At 42.2% G+C, this 20254-nt stretch carries 18 protein-coding genes; 7 read left to right on the top strand and 11 right to left on the bottom strand.

All coding sequences use genetic code 11. The features are described from left to right. Positions 1–238: 238 nt before the first annotated feature. Together F557_RS0103550 and F557_RS0103545 are read right to left on the bottom strand one after the other, a co-directional pair. Positions 239–1897 (bottom strand): CTP synthase, encoded by a 1659-nt coding sequence (locus F557_RS0103550; protein WP_019000884.1) that lies wholly within the window; start codon positions 1895–1897, stop codon positions 239–241. 160 nt (positions 1898–2057) lie between these two features. Beyond that, positions 2058–2336, bottom strand: coding sequence for a hypothetical protein (locus F557_RS0103545; RefSeq protein WP_019000883.1), 279 nt, complete (start codon positions 2334–2336; stop codon positions 2058–2060). A gap of 211 nt (positions 2337–2547) precedes the next feature. Between F557_RS0103545 and gltS the strand changes: the two genes are divergently transcribed. Further along, complete coding sequence (gltS, locus tag F557_RS0103540) at positions 2548–3759, top strand: sodium/glutamate symporter (RefSeq protein WP_019000882.1); 1212 nt, start codon at positions 2548–2550, stop codon at positions 3757–3759. 79 nt (positions 3760–3838) lie between these two features. Here gltS and relA read toward each other — a convergent pair whose 3' ends face one another. Beyond that, positions 3839–6082, bottom strand: coding sequence for a GTP diphosphokinase (gene relA / locus F557_RS0103535; RefSeq protein ID WP_019000881.1), 2244 nt, complete (start codon positions 6080–6082; stop codon positions 3839–3841). 222 nt (positions 6083–6304) lie between these two features. Next, complete coding sequence (locus tag F557_RS0103530; protein ID WP_211209512.1) at positions 6305–6853, bottom strand: flavodoxin; 549 nt, start codon at positions 6851–6853, stop codon at positions 6305–6307. Positions 6854–7059: 206 nt separating this feature from the next. Between F557_RS0103530 and F557_RS0103525 the strand changes: the two genes are divergently transcribed. The 4 genes from F557_RS0103525 to F557_RS0103510 all read left to right on the top strand — a co-directional run bounded on the left by F557_RS0103525 (position 7060) and on the right by F557_RS0103510 (position 10901). After that, complete coding sequence (locus tag F557_RS0103525; protein ID WP_026297731.1) at positions 7060–7494, top strand: RrF2 family transcriptional regulator; 435 nt, start codon at positions 7060–7062, stop codon at positions 7492–7494. Positions 7495–8042: 548 nt separating this feature from the next. After that, positions 8043–8210, top strand: coding sequence for a hypothetical protein (locus F557_RS22110; protein WP_157617737.1), 168 nt, complete (start codon positions 8043–8045; stop codon positions 8208–8210). A 530-nt stretch (positions 8211–8740) separates the two neighbouring features. Continuing rightward, entirely contained in the window at positions 8741–10624 is a 1884-nt protein-coding gene (locus tag F557_RS0103515; RefSeq protein ID WP_019000877.1) for a transposase, read from the top strand. Positions 10625–10658: 34 nt separating this feature from the next. Next, entirely contained in the window at positions 10659–10901 is a 243-nt protein-coding gene (locus F557_RS0103510; protein ID WP_019000876.1) for a flagellin, read from the top strand. Between the two features lie 85 nt (positions 10902–10986). Here F557_RS0103510 and F557_RS0103505 read toward each other — a convergent pair whose 3' ends face one another. Next, positions 10987–11595, bottom strand: coding sequence for a DUF1349 domain-containing protein (locus tag F557_RS0103505; protein ID WP_425425333.1), 609 nt, complete (start codon positions 11593–11595; stop codon positions 10987–10989). Positions 11596–12035: 440 nt separating this feature from the next. Next, positions 12036–12521, bottom strand: a complete 486-nt coding sequence (locus F557_RS0103500; RefSeq protein ID WP_019000874.1) for a hypothetical protein — start codon at positions 12519–12521, stop codon at positions 12036–12038. 91 nt (positions 12522–12612) lie between these two features. Here F557_RS0103500 and F557_RS0103495 point away from each other — a divergent pair, with 91 nt between their 5' ends. After that, complete coding sequence (locus tag F557_RS0103495; RefSeq protein ID WP_019000873.1) at positions 12613–13158, top strand: hypothetical protein; 546 nt, start codon at positions 12613–12615, stop codon at positions 13156–13158. A 2-nt stretch (positions 13159–13160) separates the two neighbouring features. Here F557_RS0103495 and F557_RS0103490 read toward each other — a convergent pair whose 3' ends face one another. The 4 genes from F557_RS0103490 to F557_RS0103475 all read right to left on the bottom strand — a co-directional run bounded on the left by F557_RS0103490 (position 13161) and on the right by F557_RS0103475 (position 16981). Continuing rightward, entirely contained in the window at positions 13161–14726 is a 1566-nt protein-coding gene (locus F557_RS0103490) for a recombinase family protein (RefSeq protein WP_026297729.1), read from the bottom strand. A 2-nt stretch (positions 14727–14728) separates the two neighbouring features. Further along, positions 14729–15151, bottom strand: a complete 423-nt coding sequence (locus F557_RS0103485) for a hypothetical protein (RefSeq protein ID WP_019000871.1) — start codon at positions 15149–15151, stop codon at positions 14729–14731. Next, complete coding sequence (locus F557_RS0103480) at positions 15148–16704, bottom strand: recombinase family protein (RefSeq protein ID WP_019000870.1); 1557 nt, start codon at positions 16702–16704, stop codon at positions 15148–15150. The genes F557_RS0103485 and F557_RS0103480 overlap by 4 nt, the downstream gene beginning before the upstream one ends. A gap of 64 nt (positions 16705–16768) precedes the next feature. Further along, the gene (locus F557_RS0103475) at positions 16769–16981 is read right to left on the bottom strand and encodes an SHOCT domain-containing protein (protein ID WP_019000869.1); all 213 of its coding nucleotides are present in this window, start codon (positions 16979–16981) and stop codon (positions 16769–16771) included. A gap of 389 nt (positions 16982–17370) precedes the next feature. Here F557_RS0103475 and F557_RS20950 point away from each other — a divergent pair, with 389 nt between their 5' ends. After that, a complete protein-coding gene (locus F557_RS20950; protein ID WP_019000868.1) occupies positions 17371–19944 on the top strand; it encodes a transposase in 2574 nt (857 codons plus the stop codon). A gap of 114 nt (positions 19945–20058) precedes the next feature. Here F557_RS20950 and F557_RS22915 read toward each other — a convergent pair. Beyond that, on the bottom strand, positions 20059–20254 hold a 196-nt coding region (locus tag F557_RS22915; protein ID WP_211209511.1), incomplete at its 5' end, for a hypothetical protein.

Raw genomic sequence — 20254 nt, 5'->3', positions numbered from 1 at the left:
TATAAGTAAAAGACTGCAAAACGCAGTCATCTTAAATTCTGCACACGGGAAATAAGAAGATTATCCATACAGCAAACCGCTCACTCCCGACATGTGATTATAATGTCTCCATCCCTAAAAAACAACAAATACGGGACGGTAAAATCCTCCCTCCCAAAAAACACCGATCCGAAAATAATCACCCGATGAAAACAAAAACCCCGGAAAATTAACCGGGGCTTCAGAAAATATCCGATCGTTACTGCGGGGTATGTCTCATTTGAGACTGATAATCCATAGCCGCCTTTATAAAACCGGAAAACAGCGGATGGCCATCTCGAGGTGTTGAAGTAAACTCAGGATGGAACTGCACTCCCACAAACCACGGATGATTCGGAACCTCTACGATCTCCACCAGCTGTCTGTCTGCGGAAAGTCCGGTCACTCTGAGTCCAGCCGCTTCAAGCTGAGGCAGCAGATTGTTGTTAACCTCATAACGATGTCTGTGTCTTTCATATATTTCCGGCTTTCCATAGAGCTCACGCACCCTGGAACCATCTGCCAGATGACATTGCTGAGCACCGAGACGCATGGTACCGCCAAGATCCGACTCCTCGCTTCTTTCCTCAATCTGACCTTCCTTGTTAACCCACTCGGTAATGAGTCCTATCACCGGATACTGGCAGTCCCTGTCAAATTCGGAGGAGTTTGCACCGGTCATTCCGGCCACGTTTCTGGCGTATTCAATAATTGCCACTTGCATTCCCAGACAAATGCCCAGATAAGGAATATTGTGCTCTCTGGCGTAGCGGGCAGCGATAATCTTCCCTTCTATTCCGCGATTTCCAAAACCGCCAGGAACCAGTATCGCATCAATCCCCTCAAGTGTTTCCTCACCATTGGTTTCGACACTCTGGGAATCAATATACTTGATCTTTACATGAACCCTGTTCTTAAGACCGGCATGTTTCAGTGCTTCGTTAACCGACTTATAGGCATCGGGAAGCTGCACATACTTGCCGACCATTCCGACCACAACCTCTCCTTCGCTGTTGGCCTGCTGATAAACCACCTGTTCCCATTCGGAAAGATCGGCTGAAGGACAGTCAATGCCAAAACGGGCAACAATGAAATCATCCAGTCCCTGATTCTTAAGCAGTGTCGGAATCTTATAAATGGAATCCACATCTCTCAGAGAAATAACAGCTTTTTCTCCAACATTGCAGAAAAGAGCAATCTTTTTCTTTTCCGGTACCGGAATATTGGTATCGGAACGGCAAATAAGCACATCAGGCTGGATACCAATGCTCAGAAGCTCCTTCACGGAATGCTGTGTCGGCTTGGTTTTGATTTCATTGGATGTCTTGAGATAAGGTACCAAAGTAAGATGCATGAATATGGCATTCTGTCTGTCAATTTCTACCGCCAGCTGTCTCAGAGCCTCCAAAAACGGCAACGATTCAATATCACCTACTGTGCCGCCAACCTCAACAATAGCTACCTGATGCCCATGGCTACCCTGAAGAACCTTCTCCTTAATTTCATTGGTTATATGAGGAATAACCTGAATAGTTGCCCCGAGATAGTCACCATGCCGTTCCTTCCTGATGACATCCGAGTATATCCTGCCGGTGGTAAAATTATTGTTCCTGGTCATCTTGGTACGAATAAAACGCTCGTAATGCCCCAGATCCAGATCGGTTTCGGCACCATCCTCGGTTACAAACACCTCACCATGCTGAATCGGACTCATTGTACCTGGATCAACATTGATGTAGGGATCCAGTTTAAGCATGGTTACGTCAATACCGCGGGCTTCCAGAAGAGCCGCAAGGGAACCGGCGGCAATACCCTTTCCAAGAGATGAAACCACCCCTCCGGTAACAAAAATAAATTTAGTGTTTGTTTTGCTGACCATAGAAAACCACATTTCTGAAAATAAAAAACAGCACAATCGAAGACATGGCTTCCGACTATGCTGTCAGGAATTAGACCGCACCTATTTTATCAAATGAGCCGGCATTCAACAACCGGGAATCCGGTTCAGAAAATAAAATCCCGTAATGAACTATGTGAATCTAACGGCAGGAAGGACGGGACAGACGCTCCTTTTTCATGTAGTTCAGAAGTTCCTGATCTGTCAGGGTATTAGCGATATACAGGCTGACATCTGACTTGCAGGCACCGTCACGACCGCAGTTTTTACAGGACTCTTTTACTCCTTCGCTGAAAGCGATATATCTGGAACATAACGGATGCACATCGCTATGAGCCTTGGTGCAAAATGCACCGGCCGCATTAAACCCCATGCAGAAAAATACCAGGGACGAGACAATTGCGTGTTTGAAGTATTTCATTTGATGTTCCATTTCATTAACAACCAATAATCACATCATCTGAACGAAAAACGGCTTCACAGGTTACAGCACCTTGCCTCAATTTTGTCGAAATTCTCATAACAGACGACGTTTCTGATAAAATAGTCTCTTTTGAAATCACATTCCGCTCATTCCGACAACAAAGCCGGCCGGAATAACCGGAAAACGCCCGAATTACGGAGGAACGGCAATGTCAGATGGCGAAGTACTGACGTATCATCTTGATATGGTAACAACACTTGGAATTGCCACGGCACTTCTTATAGCTGGTCATTTCATAAAAAAAATTGTGCCATTTCTTGAAAGATTCTATATCCCGTCTCCGGTAATCGGCGGTGTATTTTTTGCCCTTATGACCTTCGCTCTCCATGAATTCCGGATATGCGACTTCACATATGAATCCGGACTTAAAGATGTATTCATGATGGCCTTCTTCACCAGTATCGGCTTTATGGCCTCCGCCAAAATACTGGTACGGGGCGGAATTGGAGTACTTCTTTTTCTGGTCTGTTCAACACTTCTGATAATTTGCCAGAATCTGGCCGGAATATCCATCGCCTCTCTTTTCGGTGAACATCCTTTATTGGGAATTGCAGCCGGCTCTGTTTCACTTTCCGGCGGGCACGGCACATCTGCCGCATTTGGCCCGGAACTTGAGAAATTCGGATTGTCCGGAGGACTTTCGATATCAGTGGCCTGTGCCACCTTCGGACTTATCGCCGGTTCAGTCAGCGGAGGGCCTGTTGGAAAGCTTCTCCTGGCAAAACATCGGATAACATGCAAAAAACAGGATTCGGTTTCGGACGATGTTCCGAATAACGGTTCTTCTCAGGTTCATCACATAACTGAGGGGAGTCTCTTCAGAGCAGCACTTGTCACGGCTCTGTCAATCATGACCGGATGTTTGGCCGTCAAATGGCTTTCCGGCATGAACATTATTATCCCGGCATACCTGGGCCCCATGGTGGCAGCTTCGCTTATCCGCAATATCACAGATCATACCGGTCATGACATCGCCATTCCCTCTATTGACATCATTGGAAAAATTTCCTTGCAGTTTTTCCTGGCCATGGCTCTTATGTCCATGCGGCTATGGGAACTCAAGGAACTGGCAGTTCCTCTTTTTTCAATACTGGCTGCACAATGTGTTATTATTGCCCTGTTTTCCTATTTCATAACCTTCCGCATTATGGGCAAGGACTATGACGCAGCGGTTATTTCCTGCGGACAATGCGGATTCGGAATGGGGGCAACTCCCAATGCCATGGCCAACATGGATACCATGACCGTGGCCAACGGTCCGTCCCCCAAAGCTTTTTTTGTGGTTCCCATGGTTGGAGCTCTCTTCATTGACTTCGTTAACGCAATACTGATAACTGGGTTCATAAAGATTCTGTCCTGACCACAATCCTCGAAATGGCCCTGACATTCCGAGAGAGCATATCTGGAGACAGCCCCAATCAGACAGGAAGGTGCCCAGGTTATTCTCTTCTTGCCGATATAACATCCGGCATCTGATTAAGACGGGACAGGGTTCTGGTCAGATCATTGATGTTATAAACTTCCATCCTGATAATTATTTTAGCCATCTGCATTCTGGTATTGGAACTGGAAGACACCCCCAGCACGTTGATTCTCTCGTTCGCTATAATGGTGGTGATATCCCTAAGCAGCCCAGATCGGTCGTTAGCCTCGATAACTATCGTTACCGCATACCCCTGAGAATAGTTCTCCCCCCACTCAGCCTCCACCAGACGCTCCGGACTCTTCTGCACCATAAGCTTAAGCTGATCGCAGCCTCTCCGATGAATTGTTATGCCGCTGTGAGTAATAAAACCAACAATGTCATCTCCTCTCACCGGATGACAGCATCTGGCCATGTGAGTAACCAGATTACCCACTCCGTTAACCATAACCTGGCTCTTCCCCTTGGCCTGCCTGGCACTGTTAAGCCACTGCTGCTGGTTCTGTTCAATAGTTTTCTGAAGCTCTTCTGTATTGTCCGGCGCATCATATTTTTCCTTGAATTTTTCCTCAAGAAAATTCATCAGCTGATTAATGCGAATATCTCCGGATCCAAGTTTGGCATAGATATCCTTATGATCCCGGGCATTGTATTTGTTAAGAACCTCATTCAGAAGCTCCGGAATTTCGGATCTTTCAAGCTTGATCCCGTGCTGTTCCATAGATTTCTGTAAAAGCGCCCGGCCTTCTTCAATATTCTTGTCTCGATCCTGTCTCTTAAACCAGGCCGCAATTTTATTGCGGGCCTTGCTGGTAGCAATATATCCATATGAAGGATTCATCCAGTCCCGACTTGGGTTTTCTTCCTTCTGTGTGATAATTTCAACCTGATCTCCGGTCTGAAGCCGGTAAGTAAAAGGCACGATACTGCCGCCAACTTTAGCTCCGGTGCAACGGTGTCCCAAAGCAGTATGAATCTGATAGGCCATGTCCAGTGGCGTGGCGCCTGCCGGCAAATCCACCACATCACCCTTTGGCGTGAATACATAAACCCGATCTTCAAATACCTGATTTTTAAAGTCTTCGACTATCGCTCCGGATTCCATCATATTTTCCTGCCAGGACAGAATCTTTCTGAGCCAGGCAATCCGTTTTTCATACTCGGAATTAATTCCCTGGGTATCCCCCTCCTTGTATTTCCAGTGGGCAGCTACTCCCAGTTCGGCATTCTTATGCATGCTTTCAGAACGAATCTGAATTTCCACCGCCTTTCCTTCTGGCCCCAGAACTACGGTATGAATGGACTGATATCCGTTGGGTTTCGGATTTGCTATATAGTCGTCAAACTCTCTCTGAATCAAATGATAACGAGTATGAACAATCCCCAGGGCGGCATAGCAATCACGAACATGCTTAACAATCACTCGTACTGCCCTGACATCATAAAGCTGGGAAAAAGCCAGATGCTTTTTCTGCATTTTGCGCCAAATGCTGTAGATATGCTTGGGACGACCGTATACAGAAGCCTCAACTCCTGCTCTTTTCAACGCCTGGGACAGCTCCTCGACGAAATTGTTGATATAGTTTTCCCGGTCAATCCTCTTCTCATCCAAAAGACTGGCAATCTGTCTGTAGGTTTCCGGCTGGAGATATCTGAAGGAAAGATCTTCCAGTTCCCATTTAAGCTGCCCGATCCCCAAACGATTAGCCAAAGGAGCGTAAATATTGGCACTCTCCTTGGCCAAAAGCACTTTAATTTCCTCATCCATGTTCTTGCTTTCGCGAAGAACCGCAATCCTTTCCGACAGCTTGATTACCACGGCACGTACATCTTCAATCATGGCAATCAGCATCCGTCTTATGGTATCAACCTGCTCATTAGAAACCATCGCCCCGGAAGAGAGGTTATGCATAAAATTAATGGCCTCCATATCCTTGACACCATGCAGGATTCTAGAAATACGGGGACCAAAATCTCTGTTGGCTTCCTCAAGAGTAAAAAAATGCTCTTCAAGATGGGGATAGAGAATAGCTGACTTATAGGTATCAAGATCCATATGAAGTGTCAGAAGAATACCAACTATTTCTGCAGCTCTCTTAGCCAGTTTTTCTTCTTCCGCCAGAGTTTCCGGCATATGATCGTGACAATAGGCGAACACCTTAAGAATTTCATCGCGATCCGAGTCTTTTATATGAAGGCCTCTGGCCCATACCTTTAAATCAAAGTCCTGGCCGACATGGTTAGTTCTTACTGCTACCATGAACGCTCCCTTGTTCGTAACACGGCGGAGAATCCGGAAACGAGAACCGGAAAAGCCTCCTGAAAAAGCCCATCATCTGGCGATTCTATTACATTTTCATTTTTAAAACACTGATACAGTCAGTGTTTTTAAAACAAAATTTCCCAGATAGAAAAAAAACGAAAAGCATTCTTTTAGAGACGGAAAAAAAATGAATTCCGGATATCTGCATAAAGAGATAAACTATCTGCTTTCCTTAATCCACCTTCTAATCTCCGAGGTGTTCACAGTGCTTGAAAAACGTTTTCCAGTCTTCCAGTTTCCTGCTCCGGCTTTTTCTGCCAGATGATCACCACTGGCACCGTGCTCGCTGCTTCCAGAAGTTGAAAACGTGATGACAGTTTTTCCAGCAAAATCATGCTTCTCAACAAAGGTGTAAACAATATTGGGAGCTTCTCCCCACCAGATGGGATAACCAATATAAACAGTTTCGTACTTATCCCATTCTGCCACCTCCCCTGAATAATCCGGTCTCAAAGCAGAATCCCTGTGCTCTCTGGATGACCGACTTTCCGGGTTCCGATAATCCAGATCCTTTACCGAATACGGAATTGTCGGATTAATGGCAAAGGTAGCAGCCTTCAGTTCTCCGGCAATAGTCATGGCCGCGGTCTCAGTTCTTCCGGATGCTGAAAAATACACCACCAGCGTATCGTTTTCTGAGGCCTGAGATAGGGTAGCCATCCCTAAATACAGACATGTTACAAGCCCTGCCGACATCTGTTTAAGCATGTTTCTCATTCTCCCTACACTTCTCACAAAAATTAACTGTTGCTAGTATACCGGAAAAGTACAAATAATCAGATGAACTTTCCGTAATGCTGTTAGCAAGTAAGACTGTTATAATATCTTTTAAAGCAAACAAAGCACCATTGGCAGGGGACATGAGCCACAACCCTACTGAAACACCTTTGATAAATCAGAATTTTGGAGTGTATATGAAGATTTCAACCAAAGGAAGATATGCAATTCAATTTTTCGTGGATCTGGCAGAACATTATGACAACAGCTTTATAGCACTTAAGGATATCGCAAGGAGACAGAACATCTCCAAAAAATACCTGGAGCAGATCATTCCGTCCCTAAACAGAGCAGATATCCTTCAGGCCAACCGGGGAACACAGGGTGGCTATCGTCTGTCCAAAAACCCCAGTCAATACACCGTAGCCGAAATTCTGAAACTTACTGAAAACAACATCTCTCCCATATCATCTACGAATGACAATACTTTGAACGAAGAAGAAAGGGAAGACTGCACACTATTCATATGGACAGGACTTCAGGAGGTTATTACAAAATATCTTGAAAGTATCTCCATCCAGGATATTGTGGATCGCAAAAATAATCTTATCGGAAATGACTACATTATCTGAAGCGCAAAGCCGGAATTTCACTGTTACTGTTCCGGCTCACCGTTCGTTAATTCTGCCACCGGAATCTTCTCCTGAAAAACTCCGGACTTACATAATGTCAAAGTTTGTTTGCTTTTTGAGTTTTCTCCTTCTCTGCTTCCTACGTTGAGAATGAAAAAATTTCCCCAATCTGTCGGTTGGACAGATCTCCAATCCTCGAACCATCTTAAAAATCTTATAACATAAACTGTACCCCTGTGGGTGGACACGAAAAATTTTAGTCCCCCAAAAACCGGACATCAGAGTTTTAGTTAAACTGTCATACTCAAAAAAGCATCAAACTCCGCAAACCATTTTATTTCAAGGGATTTCAGAGCAGTTCTATTTCTCCCTCGATAGTAAAACTACGGTCTCGACGTGAGAAACCTAGTTTTTGCCAGATCCTTATAATTTCATCTATCCGCGCAGTTCGTATAAGAGGATAGATAAGTAGTCTTTAAGTAATCACTTGCTATATCTTTCACATAGAGCGTAAATACTAACAGCAAAATAATAGAGGATTACGCACTATGTTCTACATCGATTTTACCACACCAGATGGCAAAACCTACCGCATTGACGTTTCAAAGAATCCTGTTATCTATAAATGCCCAATCTGCGGAGAAACTTCAATTTACAAGTTTGATCCAACCAGGGAAGATTATTGCGTGCCTTGCTCAAAAAAAGGGAAGGCATAGAACCTGAGGAATTTAGGGAACGGGAGAAAATACGAACTGAGGCAGAAATGGCTTCGCACTCATTCAGGAAAATTACTCAATCAGAAGGAGAAACACAAGGTTACCAAGATAGAAAAGCCAAAATGCCTGTCTTAGTTTAGAGAATCGTCAGCGGTGTCTGGGATTACCCCGGCACTGCTTTTATAACAAAGGTTTTATATGGCGATAAAGTTCTAATCCTTTCTCCTGCCCGTACTTTGCAACAATAGCCCAATACACCAACATCTTTGCATTTTTCTCTTTATGATTCTTGCTTACAATCGATGCTACAGAATTAAAAATCTCTCCAGAATATTTCTTTTAATGTCGTTAATTTCCACCAAAACGGTAACATTGGTAATTAAAATTGCTAATTGTTATATCCGGTGCAATAAGCTGCAAATCCTTGCAAAATAATGGTTTTTTCCTCATTTATGAGTTTACAAATATATTTATATATTCTACAATCTAATCATACCTGTTGGTAACATCAGATTTAGGATATATAATTAATGAGTCACGTATACAGGGAACGCCCGGAAATACCCATTCCGGAAGATGCTTACATCAATCATTCCGATGCCAGGGTTTACCTGATGGATGCTTTGACTAAGAAGAGAACTGTCATCGGAGTGGCTACTTCGGAAACCACAATGCATCCCAATGACATGTACCGCAAGCTTTACCCGGAAATATGGGATCAGGTTTTTTCAAAGTTTAACGATCCGAAAGGATACGAAGTGTGCGTCGGAATGTACGGATTGTGTCTCGGAGCTTCCTGTAAAAACGGGCTTTACCAGGTTCTTCAGGACACATATGGCCCGAAATATGCCAATGTCATTATGGACTATTCCATGTATTCGATTCTGGATCGCCGGGATGTAACCCAGATGTTCCCGGAAAGAATGAGAAAGGAAGTGATTTTCTCGAATGAGCTGTTCAGTGATGCCACTCTTTCGAATATCTTCACTTACAGACTTACTGAGGAAATGCATACCGAATTCCGTGAACTCTGGATTAAGAGATGCGTTAAAACAGGGCTGGAGAAGGTCTGGCTCTGCATTGATGGTTCTAACAATGACTGCCAGATGCAAGACAGTGATTACGCAGAACACGGCGAAAACAAGTCTCACAGTGGAAAGACTATCGTCGGATGCATTTATGCCGTTGCTGCTGAGACCGGAGAGCCGGTTTCATATTTTGTCAATCCGGGCGGGAAAGTAGATGCTCAGGCATTTCAGAAGATCATTCACTTCCTGAAAGGATACGGACTTGGCGTGGAAGGGGTTATTCTGGACAGGGGCTTTTGCTCTAGCGAGGTTGTCAAAACACTCAGAGAGCTGGAACTTGATTTTGTCATTATGATTCCGGGAGAAATTAAAGGATACAGGACGGTATTGAACGACTGTGGAGAACGTCTGTTTTTCAATCCTGAATGCCTCATTGACAAAAAGTACCTCTATGGCTTATCGAAAGAAGCTCAAATATGGGAAAAAGCTCCTGATACCGGGATAATCAACCTGTACTTTTCCTCTGTCAGGGGCTGCTACAGGGGCGGTGACTTTAATCTGGCCCTGAGCGAGGCAATGAAAAAGGCGGAAAAAGACTGCACCGGAGGAAAGGAACCGAGTATCCCTTCAAAGTTCAAGCCGTTTCTGGAATCGGTTAAGAATCCGGACGGCAGCTTCAGTGTCGTATGTAATTATGAGGCGTGGAGGAAAACGCTCAGGGACAAGGGGTTCTTCTCAATGCTGTCATCCCGTGATTTCGGGGCGGGGAAAACCTACGATCTGTATGCACTGAGGATGGCTTCTGAAGTACAGTACCGGATTCTTAAATCCCAGGAAGGCTTTGACACGACAAGAGTGCATACGGATGCGGCCATGATGTCCAAATTCGCCATTTGCTTTGCTGCCACTGTTCTGAGACATGCGATCATGACGGCCTGTCAGAACAGGACCCTTGATATCAATGAAATGATTCAGAAAATGGACAGGATTACACTGCTGCTTCTTGAAAACAGGAACTACCGGTTTATCAGAGATATGTCCGTCAAGGCTAGAGATCTTTTTGAGGAGTTCTCTATGAACATGGACAGCTTTGATGAAATTGCCAGAGATTACACTCGCAGAAAAACGGAGACGATTAACAGCCCGGTTCATAAACTTCCGGAAGCAGGAAAGATTCAGAAAAGGAAACGCGGCCGGCAGCTCGGCAGCAAGAACAAGGCAACACTTGCCCGTGAAGCAGCTATTGCTGAAGCCAAGGCTCGGGGAGAGTACGTTGAGAAGCCTAAACGCAAGAAAGGAAGGCCCTTGGGTTCAAAAGATTCGAAACCACGCAAATTACGGAGTGATACCGGTGTTAAAAGAGGCCCGCGCAAGAACAAATCGTAAGTATTGCGGAAGATGATTTATGTTTGACTAACACATGACTAAATGCGGTAACGATACCAGATATATAAACCATAAATCTGAAAAGTTACCGTTTTTCTGGAAATTAACAAATGTACCAGAAAATTTGCGTGACGCGAGAAACAGGATAAGGGATGCTGACTACACAACAGAAACTGCTGAAATGACAAGGCAGAGCATTCTCCAACAGGTATCAACGAGCATTTTAGTCAATGCCAATCAAAAGAATGAGATTGTACTGTCTCTGTTGCAAAAATAAGGGGCCCTAACTTCTTCTAATTTTATAGGCTCGTAGGATCCTTATTAACTTAGTCGCAGTAAGGAACTACGGCACTGCCTTATTTTTAATCAGGCTGTTGGCCATCGTGAGCTTTCCACGCACACTCTGTTATCTGCATATTCGTAAATACTGCTTTGAAACAGGAATTCTCCGGACTGCAGGCATATATACCAAAGGAGATCTTTCCTCCTCCTTTCCACATGTGGCAGATCCTCATTTGTGAGTAATTATTGCCATCTGTAGAGCATTCGATGCAATAGTCATCCTCCCTGCGGCTGAATCTGTACCACATAGTCTTCACATCTGCAGAAATTGTCGTTGTCGCCCAATCAGAATATCCGTGATTAGTGACAACGGAGCCGAGATGCTGAAAGTTTTCATTTTCATATTCCACGGAGCCTTTCAGCCAATTCTCAGAATCAAGGTACATCACGATACCGCACTGATCAAAGCGATGTTTACTTCCTGTAAATTCTGTCTTTACGATAAATGAAAAGAACTTTTCCTCGGTCTCTACTTGAAGCACAGGTGCATTATCATTACGAAAATGATAATAGGTCTGTTGCCATAAATCCGTGTTTGGAATTGTCGTGATTTCAATTCTGTCGGATTCAATCTTGTATTCCTTCGGCTCTCTTGTCCATTTCATATTTTCTAACCGAATATCCAACACTTGCTCCTTAGGAAACTTGAACTCCGTGTTCTTAACACACCTATGCGATACCTCGTTATCTAAAGTACCGATGACAGAGACTTTCGCGGTCAACTTGCTCTCCCTATCAGGAGAGCTTCACATTGTACTCCGAAAAAAGCAAAACACTATCTACAACCCGCCTAAAACAGCAAAACCGTAGCCACAACTATCCTGTATCTCTCCGCCTTGATATGTTTTCACATACAGCCAAAATCGCTCTTTACAGCCATGCTCAAAAAAGCATCAAAGTCTGCAATCCCTTAGATTTCAAGGGCTTTCAGAACCGTTCTATTTTGCCCGTGACAGTAAAACCACCGTCTCGACGTGCAAGGACAAGTGCATAGAGGTGTCTGATCATCTACTATGGTTTATACAACAGGTGTAAAAGAACATATTAACCTATATGCAGAGAAAACATATCAGTGAAATCTACTAAAATCCTCACACAGATACTTCCTAAATTGAGGCTTGCAGTATTCCTCTCTTTCTCCTGATTTCTTATTCGTGCGTTTGCCGTTAAACCAAATACTACGCTTCCCCTCATTTTTTCCACTCTTGTTTGTGACGCATTCTCGAAGGAACTCCTCTGATGACATAATCCACATTGCCCCTTCAGAACCATCATCGTTTTTTATCCTATCAGAATAAAAAACAAAGTAGAAGTTCTTTGTTGGTTCATGAGCAATTGCCGAAAACAGAGCACCGTCTCCGAACTTAACCTCATTAGATCTTGCCTTAATCTGAACTTCAATAAAAGTTCCGTCTTCTTTCTTGATAACGCAATCAACACCATGGTCATCAACCAAAGGAACGTAAACATCCAGCCCCTCCATCAGCATTTTTCCAATAAGGTTGTATTCAACTCTTTTGCCGAATCCTGCTGAATGTCTAAACGAAAAACTCATACTTTGCTCCCTTCAACTGTTTTACCACAGTGTTTCATATTACAATCTTATCTGTTACGAATCGACAATAATTAAGCTAAAAGGAATCTCAATGGGCAAAATTGACGCAACAAAAATACTTGAGGAAGCTTTGAGCAGAAGTTTCGGATTACCACGCTACATAGAGATAATGGCAGGAAATCCTAACAAATCAGAATTTCAAAGGATGTTCAATGGCTACTATAAGGTGCGCCGCAATGAAGATTGGCAAAAAGAATATTATGCCATTTTCACTGAAGCTAAAAAGAATCCGGAAAACTACACCTTCGAACGAATCCTTAGAAAACTGCATGAAAAAACAGGAATGATAGAGGCATCATTTAGTTCCAAGATGCTGGCAACCATTGATCCATCTAAACCTATATGGGATCAGTATGTGCTTAAAAACCTAGGACTTCAGTTAAAAGGTAAAGATGCTGAAAGCAAACTTAAAAATGCCATAGATTTATACTCAAAGATTGAAGATTGGTACAACTCATATTTGAATTCATCCGAGGGCAAGGAGAACATAAGAGTATTTGATCTCATGCTCCCGGATTATGCAGCGATAAGTAACATCAAGAAGATAGATTGCCTTCTGTGGGCTCATAGGGTGTAAACTCAGCCGTTAACCTCAATCTCCAACCCGGATTTGAACTCTACAGTGAAGTGGTCATCATGGACGGTGATTCGCTCTATCAGTCTTCTGACAAGATTCTCGTCATATTCGGCAATCTGGGTTTTCTGTTCATCTAGGAAGGATTTTAGGTCTGAAATTCTCTGGCGAACACCTGCCTTTTGAGCATCATCGAGCTGCAACTGATATTTTCTTTCATGAAGTTCAGTGATCTCCTGACCAAGCTTATCGCAGTTCTGACGATGCTTGATACGTTTAAGGAGATCTTTCTGCAGTAAGGCAATCTTTGAATCGATCCCGGCTACTTCATCCGTGTTCGTGGAACTCAGCACCTTTTCGATATTGGTTTTAAGCTGAGACATATAACTGTCCTGTTTGGCAAAAACCTCGTTAATAGCCTTAACAGCCACGCTCTGAAGTTCCGATTCCTTAACAGTACGGGAGTTGCATTCCACCTCCGAATACTTCTTTTTGAGTCGTGACAAACACCGCCAGACAACGCTTTTTCTGCCGTGAATATTCCAGTGAGTACGCTGGTAAAAGCCTCCGCAATGACAGCAGGAAACAAGGTTTGAAAGAGCAAACTTGCCACTGTACTGTCTGCGTTTCCCCGTTGTGGTTTTTAGGTTTGAACGTTTCGCCATTTCCTCCTGAACCCGCATAAAGAGCTCTTTCGGAATGATGGCTTCATGGTTGTTCTCCACATAATACTGCGGAACTATTCCCCGGTTGGCTACACGCTTTTTGCTCAGAAAATCCGTGGTGACGGTCTTCTGAAGAAGCGCGTCACCCATGTACTTTTCATTCGTTAGGATAAGCTTAATGGAGGAGTTGAGCCATCGTTCACTTCCGGCGGCAGTCTTAATACCATCAGCCTCCAACCCCTTGCCGATACCGTAAAAGCTCTGTCCTTCAAGGTATTCACGGAAGATGCGTTTCACAACTTCAGCCTCCTCCTTGTTGATGATGAGGTTTCCTTCCTCATCCTTGTCGTAGCCGAGGAATCTGTTGTGGTTAACCTGCACCTTGCCCTGCTGATAGCGGTACTGCAGACCGAGACGGACGTTCTGCGAAAGACTCTCACTTTCCTGCTGAGCCAGAGATGCCATGATGGTGAGCATAACCTCGCCTTTGGCATCAAGCGTGTTGATTCCTTCCTTCTCGAAATAAACGGCGATGTTCTTATCCTTGAGCTTTCTGATGTAGTTAAGGCAGTCAAGGGTATTACGGGCAAAACGGCTGATTGACTTGGTAATCACCATATCAACCCTGCCGTTCATGCAGTCATCTATAAGCCGGTTAAACTCCTCTCTCTTTTTAGTGCTGGTACCGGAGATACCGTCATCCGCATAGATTCCGGCACATTCCCATGCCGGGTTCTTCTTGATGTATTCAGTATAGTGCTCCACCTGCGCCTCATAGCTTGTTGCCTGCTCGTCAGTATCGGTAGATACACGGCAGTAGGCTGCCACTCTGGTCTTCGGAGTTTCGTCCTGAATAACCCTGCTGCCGATACGTCTCTTGGCAGGGATCATCCTAATTGTTCCCATGTTTACACCTCACTCTCAATTAAACTGTAAATGTACTCAGCCTGTTTAAACGGGTCTCCGAACGTCTTCAGACACTTCCTGAATGAAAAATTTTGCGGTACTGTTTTCTGTGCTTTCTCTTTGCTCTGCCCTTCCTTCTTCCCGAGAAGCCTGCACCTGCGAAGGCGTTCGCTTTCAGCCGCATCAAAGGTGGTGCGATCTATAATTTGTGGATAAAAATCATCTCCGGCATAGCGGACGTTTCGCATAAGCATTTTGACTGATGAGGCATTCAGTTCCAGTCCCACAGACTTTGCTGCATCGATATAGCTCAGTCCCGAAAGATATCCCTTATAAAGCAGTCTGACTTTAGCGGCATCCTTCTCGTGAACCACAGCCCTTCCATCCTCAATCCGGTAACCTAAAAAAGTGTTGTTCTGTCTCATTCAACCATCTCCTTAACCTTCATTCCGCATTTCAGATGAAACTCAAGTTCAGTCCGTGAAACCACAGCAATGTGATCAACGAACCTTTCAAAAAGCTCCGCATCAAAGCTCGACAGCATTGCGCTTTTACCCGTAAATTTAATGATGTCCCTCAATGATTCAGTTCTGTTCAGATCTCCGGTGATTTCAGACTTAAGCTGATCACGTTCTTCCATCAGCTTTTCTGTCTCAGCCGTAATTTCATTGTTCTCGCGGGTAAAAGCAGCAAGGTCCAGATACCCCTTTGTCATAATGGAGGTGAGGTTTCGTTTGCGGTCCTGCATTTCCTCTAAAGTTCTCTCAACCTCATCAATTCTGCGAAGTCTTGACTTGTGAGATTGGGTGGTCAGGTTATCAAGAAGTGTCTGCAGCACCTCTTTTCTGCCGAAAATCAGTTTGTTCATCACGGTTGTAAAAGCTGTCTCCAAAACTGACTCACGCACATACTTCATTGAGCATCGGGTTCGATCCTTGTGGTGAACACTGCAGACCCATGCCGGATATTTGAGCTTTCCGGTAATGTTGATCCTACGTTTGAAGACTGAGCCGCACTCACCGCAGAGCAGTTTCCCGCTGAAGGCATAACGGTTCTGGTACTTCAGATTTCCTTCAGACCTGTTCTTCTCCTTATGCTCCTGATTGATAACCTTGCTGACAGCATCAAAAACCTCTCTGCTTACAATGGCATCGTGATGATTTTCTTCATAGAACTGATCGACCTCACCTCGGTTTATGTGGCGTCTGAGCCGGAAGTCCGTGTAGGTTTTCTGATAAAGGCAGTCCCCGACATACCTTTCATTTCGCATAATGTTTAGCACCGAGGCAGAAGTCCACATGCCGTTTCTCTTTGAAGGGACCTTCTTATCATTCAGAGCGGTTGCGATCTGACGGGCGCTTTTCCCGGACAGCGTTTCATTGAAAATAAACCGAACCTGCTCAGCCTCATCCTCATTGATGACAAGCTTTCCGTCAGTGAGACTGTAGCCGTACGGTGCATAACTTAATCTGAAAGTGCCGTTTTCAAAGCGGTGCCGGGCTCCCCACTTGTTGTTTTCCGAAATTGAAACTGATTCGCTCTCTGCCAGACTGCTCATTACAGAAAGAAACAGCTCGGTTTCCATGGAGCCGGTATTGAGGTTCTCCTTCTCGAAGTAAATCGAAATGTGAAGTTTCAGGAGTCTGCGAACAAGTTCAAGGCAGTCGGTGGTGTTGCGGGCAAAACGGCTTAGAGACTTGGTGACAATAAAGTCAATCTTCCCGTTCTCGCAGTCCGTGATCATCTGCATAAGTGCCGGACGCTTTTCCTTTTTGGTTCCTGAAAGTCCCTCATCGTAGTAGAGTCCGGCGAACTCCCATTCTGGATTTGATGCGATGTATTCTTCGTAGTGAGCCTTCTGAGTCTCAAGACTGACAAGCTGTTCATCACTTGCAGTTGATACTCTGCAGTAAGCCGCAACCCGCAATTTTTTCTTGCGCTGCGTGGTCACAGACTCAATTTTGGTTATCTTTTTCATAGTCTCGTCTCCTGTTGAATTGGTAACATAGTTGCTCTGTGTCGAACCTATAGCAACTTAATAATCAAAGGATAGACGAGATAAATGTCGGGAAAGTGATCGTGTTCTCTACCATGATCCTCCGGTACTCATCAGCCGTTATAAGACCTTGGTTGAGCATGGTTCTGGTAATCTGCTCCGCCCGCAGAAAGTTGAATTCCTGCTGCAGCTGATCCTGGGTGATTTGGCTGAGTGTGGTGGAAGGTGTAGTGACTGATATAACTTCGGTTACTTGCATTGTGGTTCTCCTGTAAAACTACTGTTCCTACCTACTAATGCCCAGAAGTAGGTACTTTTTACAAAAAAATTTCCTTCTCTTTCCTGTGCCAAGTAACAGAGGAGATTTACAAATGAAAACGTGCTACCATTAAGTAAACAATGCCCATAACAATTGATCTGCAGCACTATCATGACCACATCCGAAAATCGCATTCGTTTTTTAGCTTGATTACAATAATGTGAACAAACGCTAGTACAATGCCCCCCCAAAAACAATAAACTATCGTTAATTGTCACATTTGAACACGAAATTGATATTTACATAATAAATCAATTGAGGATTTTGTATCGTCGTAACCGATTGATTAACAATAACTGAGATTAAGTTAAAACAGTAGGAATAAAAAAATGTCAAAGGATGAAAAAAAACGAGGTGAAGAATCGATAGTAAAAAAATATCATGACGAATGGCGTAAAAAACTCAATGATGATAAGTACATCAATGAAGTTATTTCGATTTGCGATTATTTAGTCAAAGAGAAAGACAAAGATAAAGACAAATCCACGCGTAAATGTTGGGTTCCACAGTTCAAACAAGATATAGCTACATCAAATAAAGACCAAGAAGCTACTACTATCCCCCATAACACAGCATGTATAGTAAAGAATCTAAAAAGAACATGTAAAACAATTTTAGGTATGGATGTTTCAATCACCACCAAAGAATTAGAAAAAAACGTTAAGTTTTGGACTGACATTTATTTTTGCTTTAGAAAAGGTTTATCTAAATTGAATCGCAGCCTTTTTGATAAAATGCAATTCGAAGGGTATTCCGTTGATGGCAGTATAAAACCAATAATAGATAAATTAAACGAACATTTAGAACGCAATTTTGAACCTGAAGAAATAAGTTCAATTAATGATTTTAACATACGCATTAATAATGACCTTAATTTATGTCTAAAAGCATTAAATAAAACACTTGAAGCACTTAATATGCCGAAAGAAACACTGAACATTTTTCTAAAACAAATTGATAAAAAAATTAATGAGATAAGAAAAAATAGCAAAACAACTCATATTACAATTGACAGAGAACACTTGTTTATATATTTAAAAAACGTTGCTGAAATTAAGACGAGGAAACAAAAATTAAAAATAGCCACGAAACTTTCAGAATCAATAGGCACTAAATTTGATTTAAAAAAAACTGGATCAGCCATTAAAGAATTTTTTGAAATCTCAAACAAATTACAAGAAAATATCGGTAATAACAACCAAGATTTCGAGCATATATACAAATCAGTTAAATCTTTTCTAGAGCATGATAATAATCTGCAAATTTTGGTTAACAAGGTACAGGATTCATTAAAAACTCAACTACAGAATAGCACTGATAACCACCAAATAAACTCTAGCTACACCAAGAATTTTACAGATAAATTCTTAGCTTTTATTGAGCTGTTATCGCAATCAAACTATAATAGATTGTTAAAAGCAGAATCGACAAAAACTAATATTATTTATCTTTTATATAGTTATACTGCCTTTATCTTAGCATATGGTGAAGAATCATGCGGTTATGAAGATGCAAACCCGTACAAGAGTGAAATTAGACAAGCTTCAAATAAACGTAAACGTAATTTTGAACATATTGCAGAAGATTTACCCAAAGATAAAACCACTCAGTTGCCTACTGACATTATGAGATTGTTTTACAATATTTTATGCATATATGAAATTTTTGAAAACATAAATGAAGGATGTTTTACTGAACTTACTAATATCAAGAATTATTTCAATATCGAGCAAAATATAAACGATGCAACAGCTAATCTGCTTTTATATCATAATTTACATCATGATATTACATTCAAATTAAAAAAAACGGACAATGAAATCCTATTTAAAGATAACTCACTACTTTATGACCAAACTAAAAATAAGCTAATATATATTAATAACCCTATTAAAGATTTAATTACTTCATATTTTTCGATAAAGGATAATAGTTTTTATATAGAATTAACTCTTAGAAAAGAATTCTCTAATTATATCAATAGTAATGAATACAAAAATCAATCACTTAGAGAAGAAGAAAATAATAAAAATTTAATTGAATTTGCAAACAAACAAGGTTTACCAACACATTCAAGACAAATACAATGTCATGATTTCAATTGTGGTGATAAATTTGCTGAACGAAATGTACCACAATTAAATTTCACACTTGAAAATATATACTGTTTCGTTTTTGTAGATCGTATTGACGTAAAAATAAAGAATATTGAATCCAGCTTTGTGTACGTTTTTTATGGAATTAACACTGAAGGGAACAAAGAATTATTACATATTCAGGCCTTTTCTGACGATAAATCCAAACTGGCCGACATCTTAAATTCAATAAAAGATAGAGGAGTTAACGATATTTTGTTTTTATGTGTGAATGAGGTATCTTATGATCTAGAGAATTCAATACATTCCATATTTCCTAAAACAGTTGTTCAGTGTAGCATTCCCCATTTAATCATAAATTCTACAGAATTCATTCCTTCAAAAGAATTAAAAAAAGACTTTTGTGCAGATTGTGAGAAAGTGTATGGTGCAGTTAATCTAAAATCAGCCGAAACAGCCTGTGAATCTTTAAAAAACAAATGGGTAAAAGATCATCCGCTAGCTGTCAAAATATGGGAAAATAATTTTGAGCATATACATCAGCTTTATAATTATCCTGCCGAAATACGCAAAGTGACATGTACAACTGTAAACGCACTCAAATCTTTAAATTCATATTTGTTAAAAATTACTGCCAATAAGCTGTTTGAAAATACAAAAGCCGTAGTTAATACTTTATATCGTAGCGAACTTGCTAGGATCTGGCGAAAAACCAAAATACCATATTGGGAAAGAGTATTAACTCAACTATCCTGTATGGATGAAACCCGTAACAGAATAGTTAAGTATGAGTCAAGTGTTAAATAATTTCTCCTCAAATCACCCAGGGTATGGCCGTTTTATCCCTGACATACCCCATGAAAGAAAGTACTAGACCGTTGTAAGTTCATGGTCCGGTACATAAGTTTTCGCTCTTGAAACCTATAAGGCCTTAGAGCCTGCCCATGCATTTGAGAAGTGGCCTGGTGGTGAAAGGAAAAACTTGGAGGCCATCCACGGTAACGAAATTTGAAAAGTGATACGATCAAAGACGGAGGTGGACTTGCCTGTAAACCCTGTTCTTTTTTTGGCATTTATAAAATGCTGATACAAAACTGGGGTTAATGAGTAGACGCAT

The organism is Succinimonas amylolytica DSM 2873 (assembly GCF_000378405.1).
Lineage (GTDB): Bacteria > Pseudomonadota > Gammaproteobacteria > Enterobacterales > Succinivibrionaceae > Succinimonas > Succinimonas amylolytica.
The sequence above is the reverse complement of the archived record's forward strand: the minus strand, read 5'-3'. Positions and strand labels throughout refer to the sequence as shown.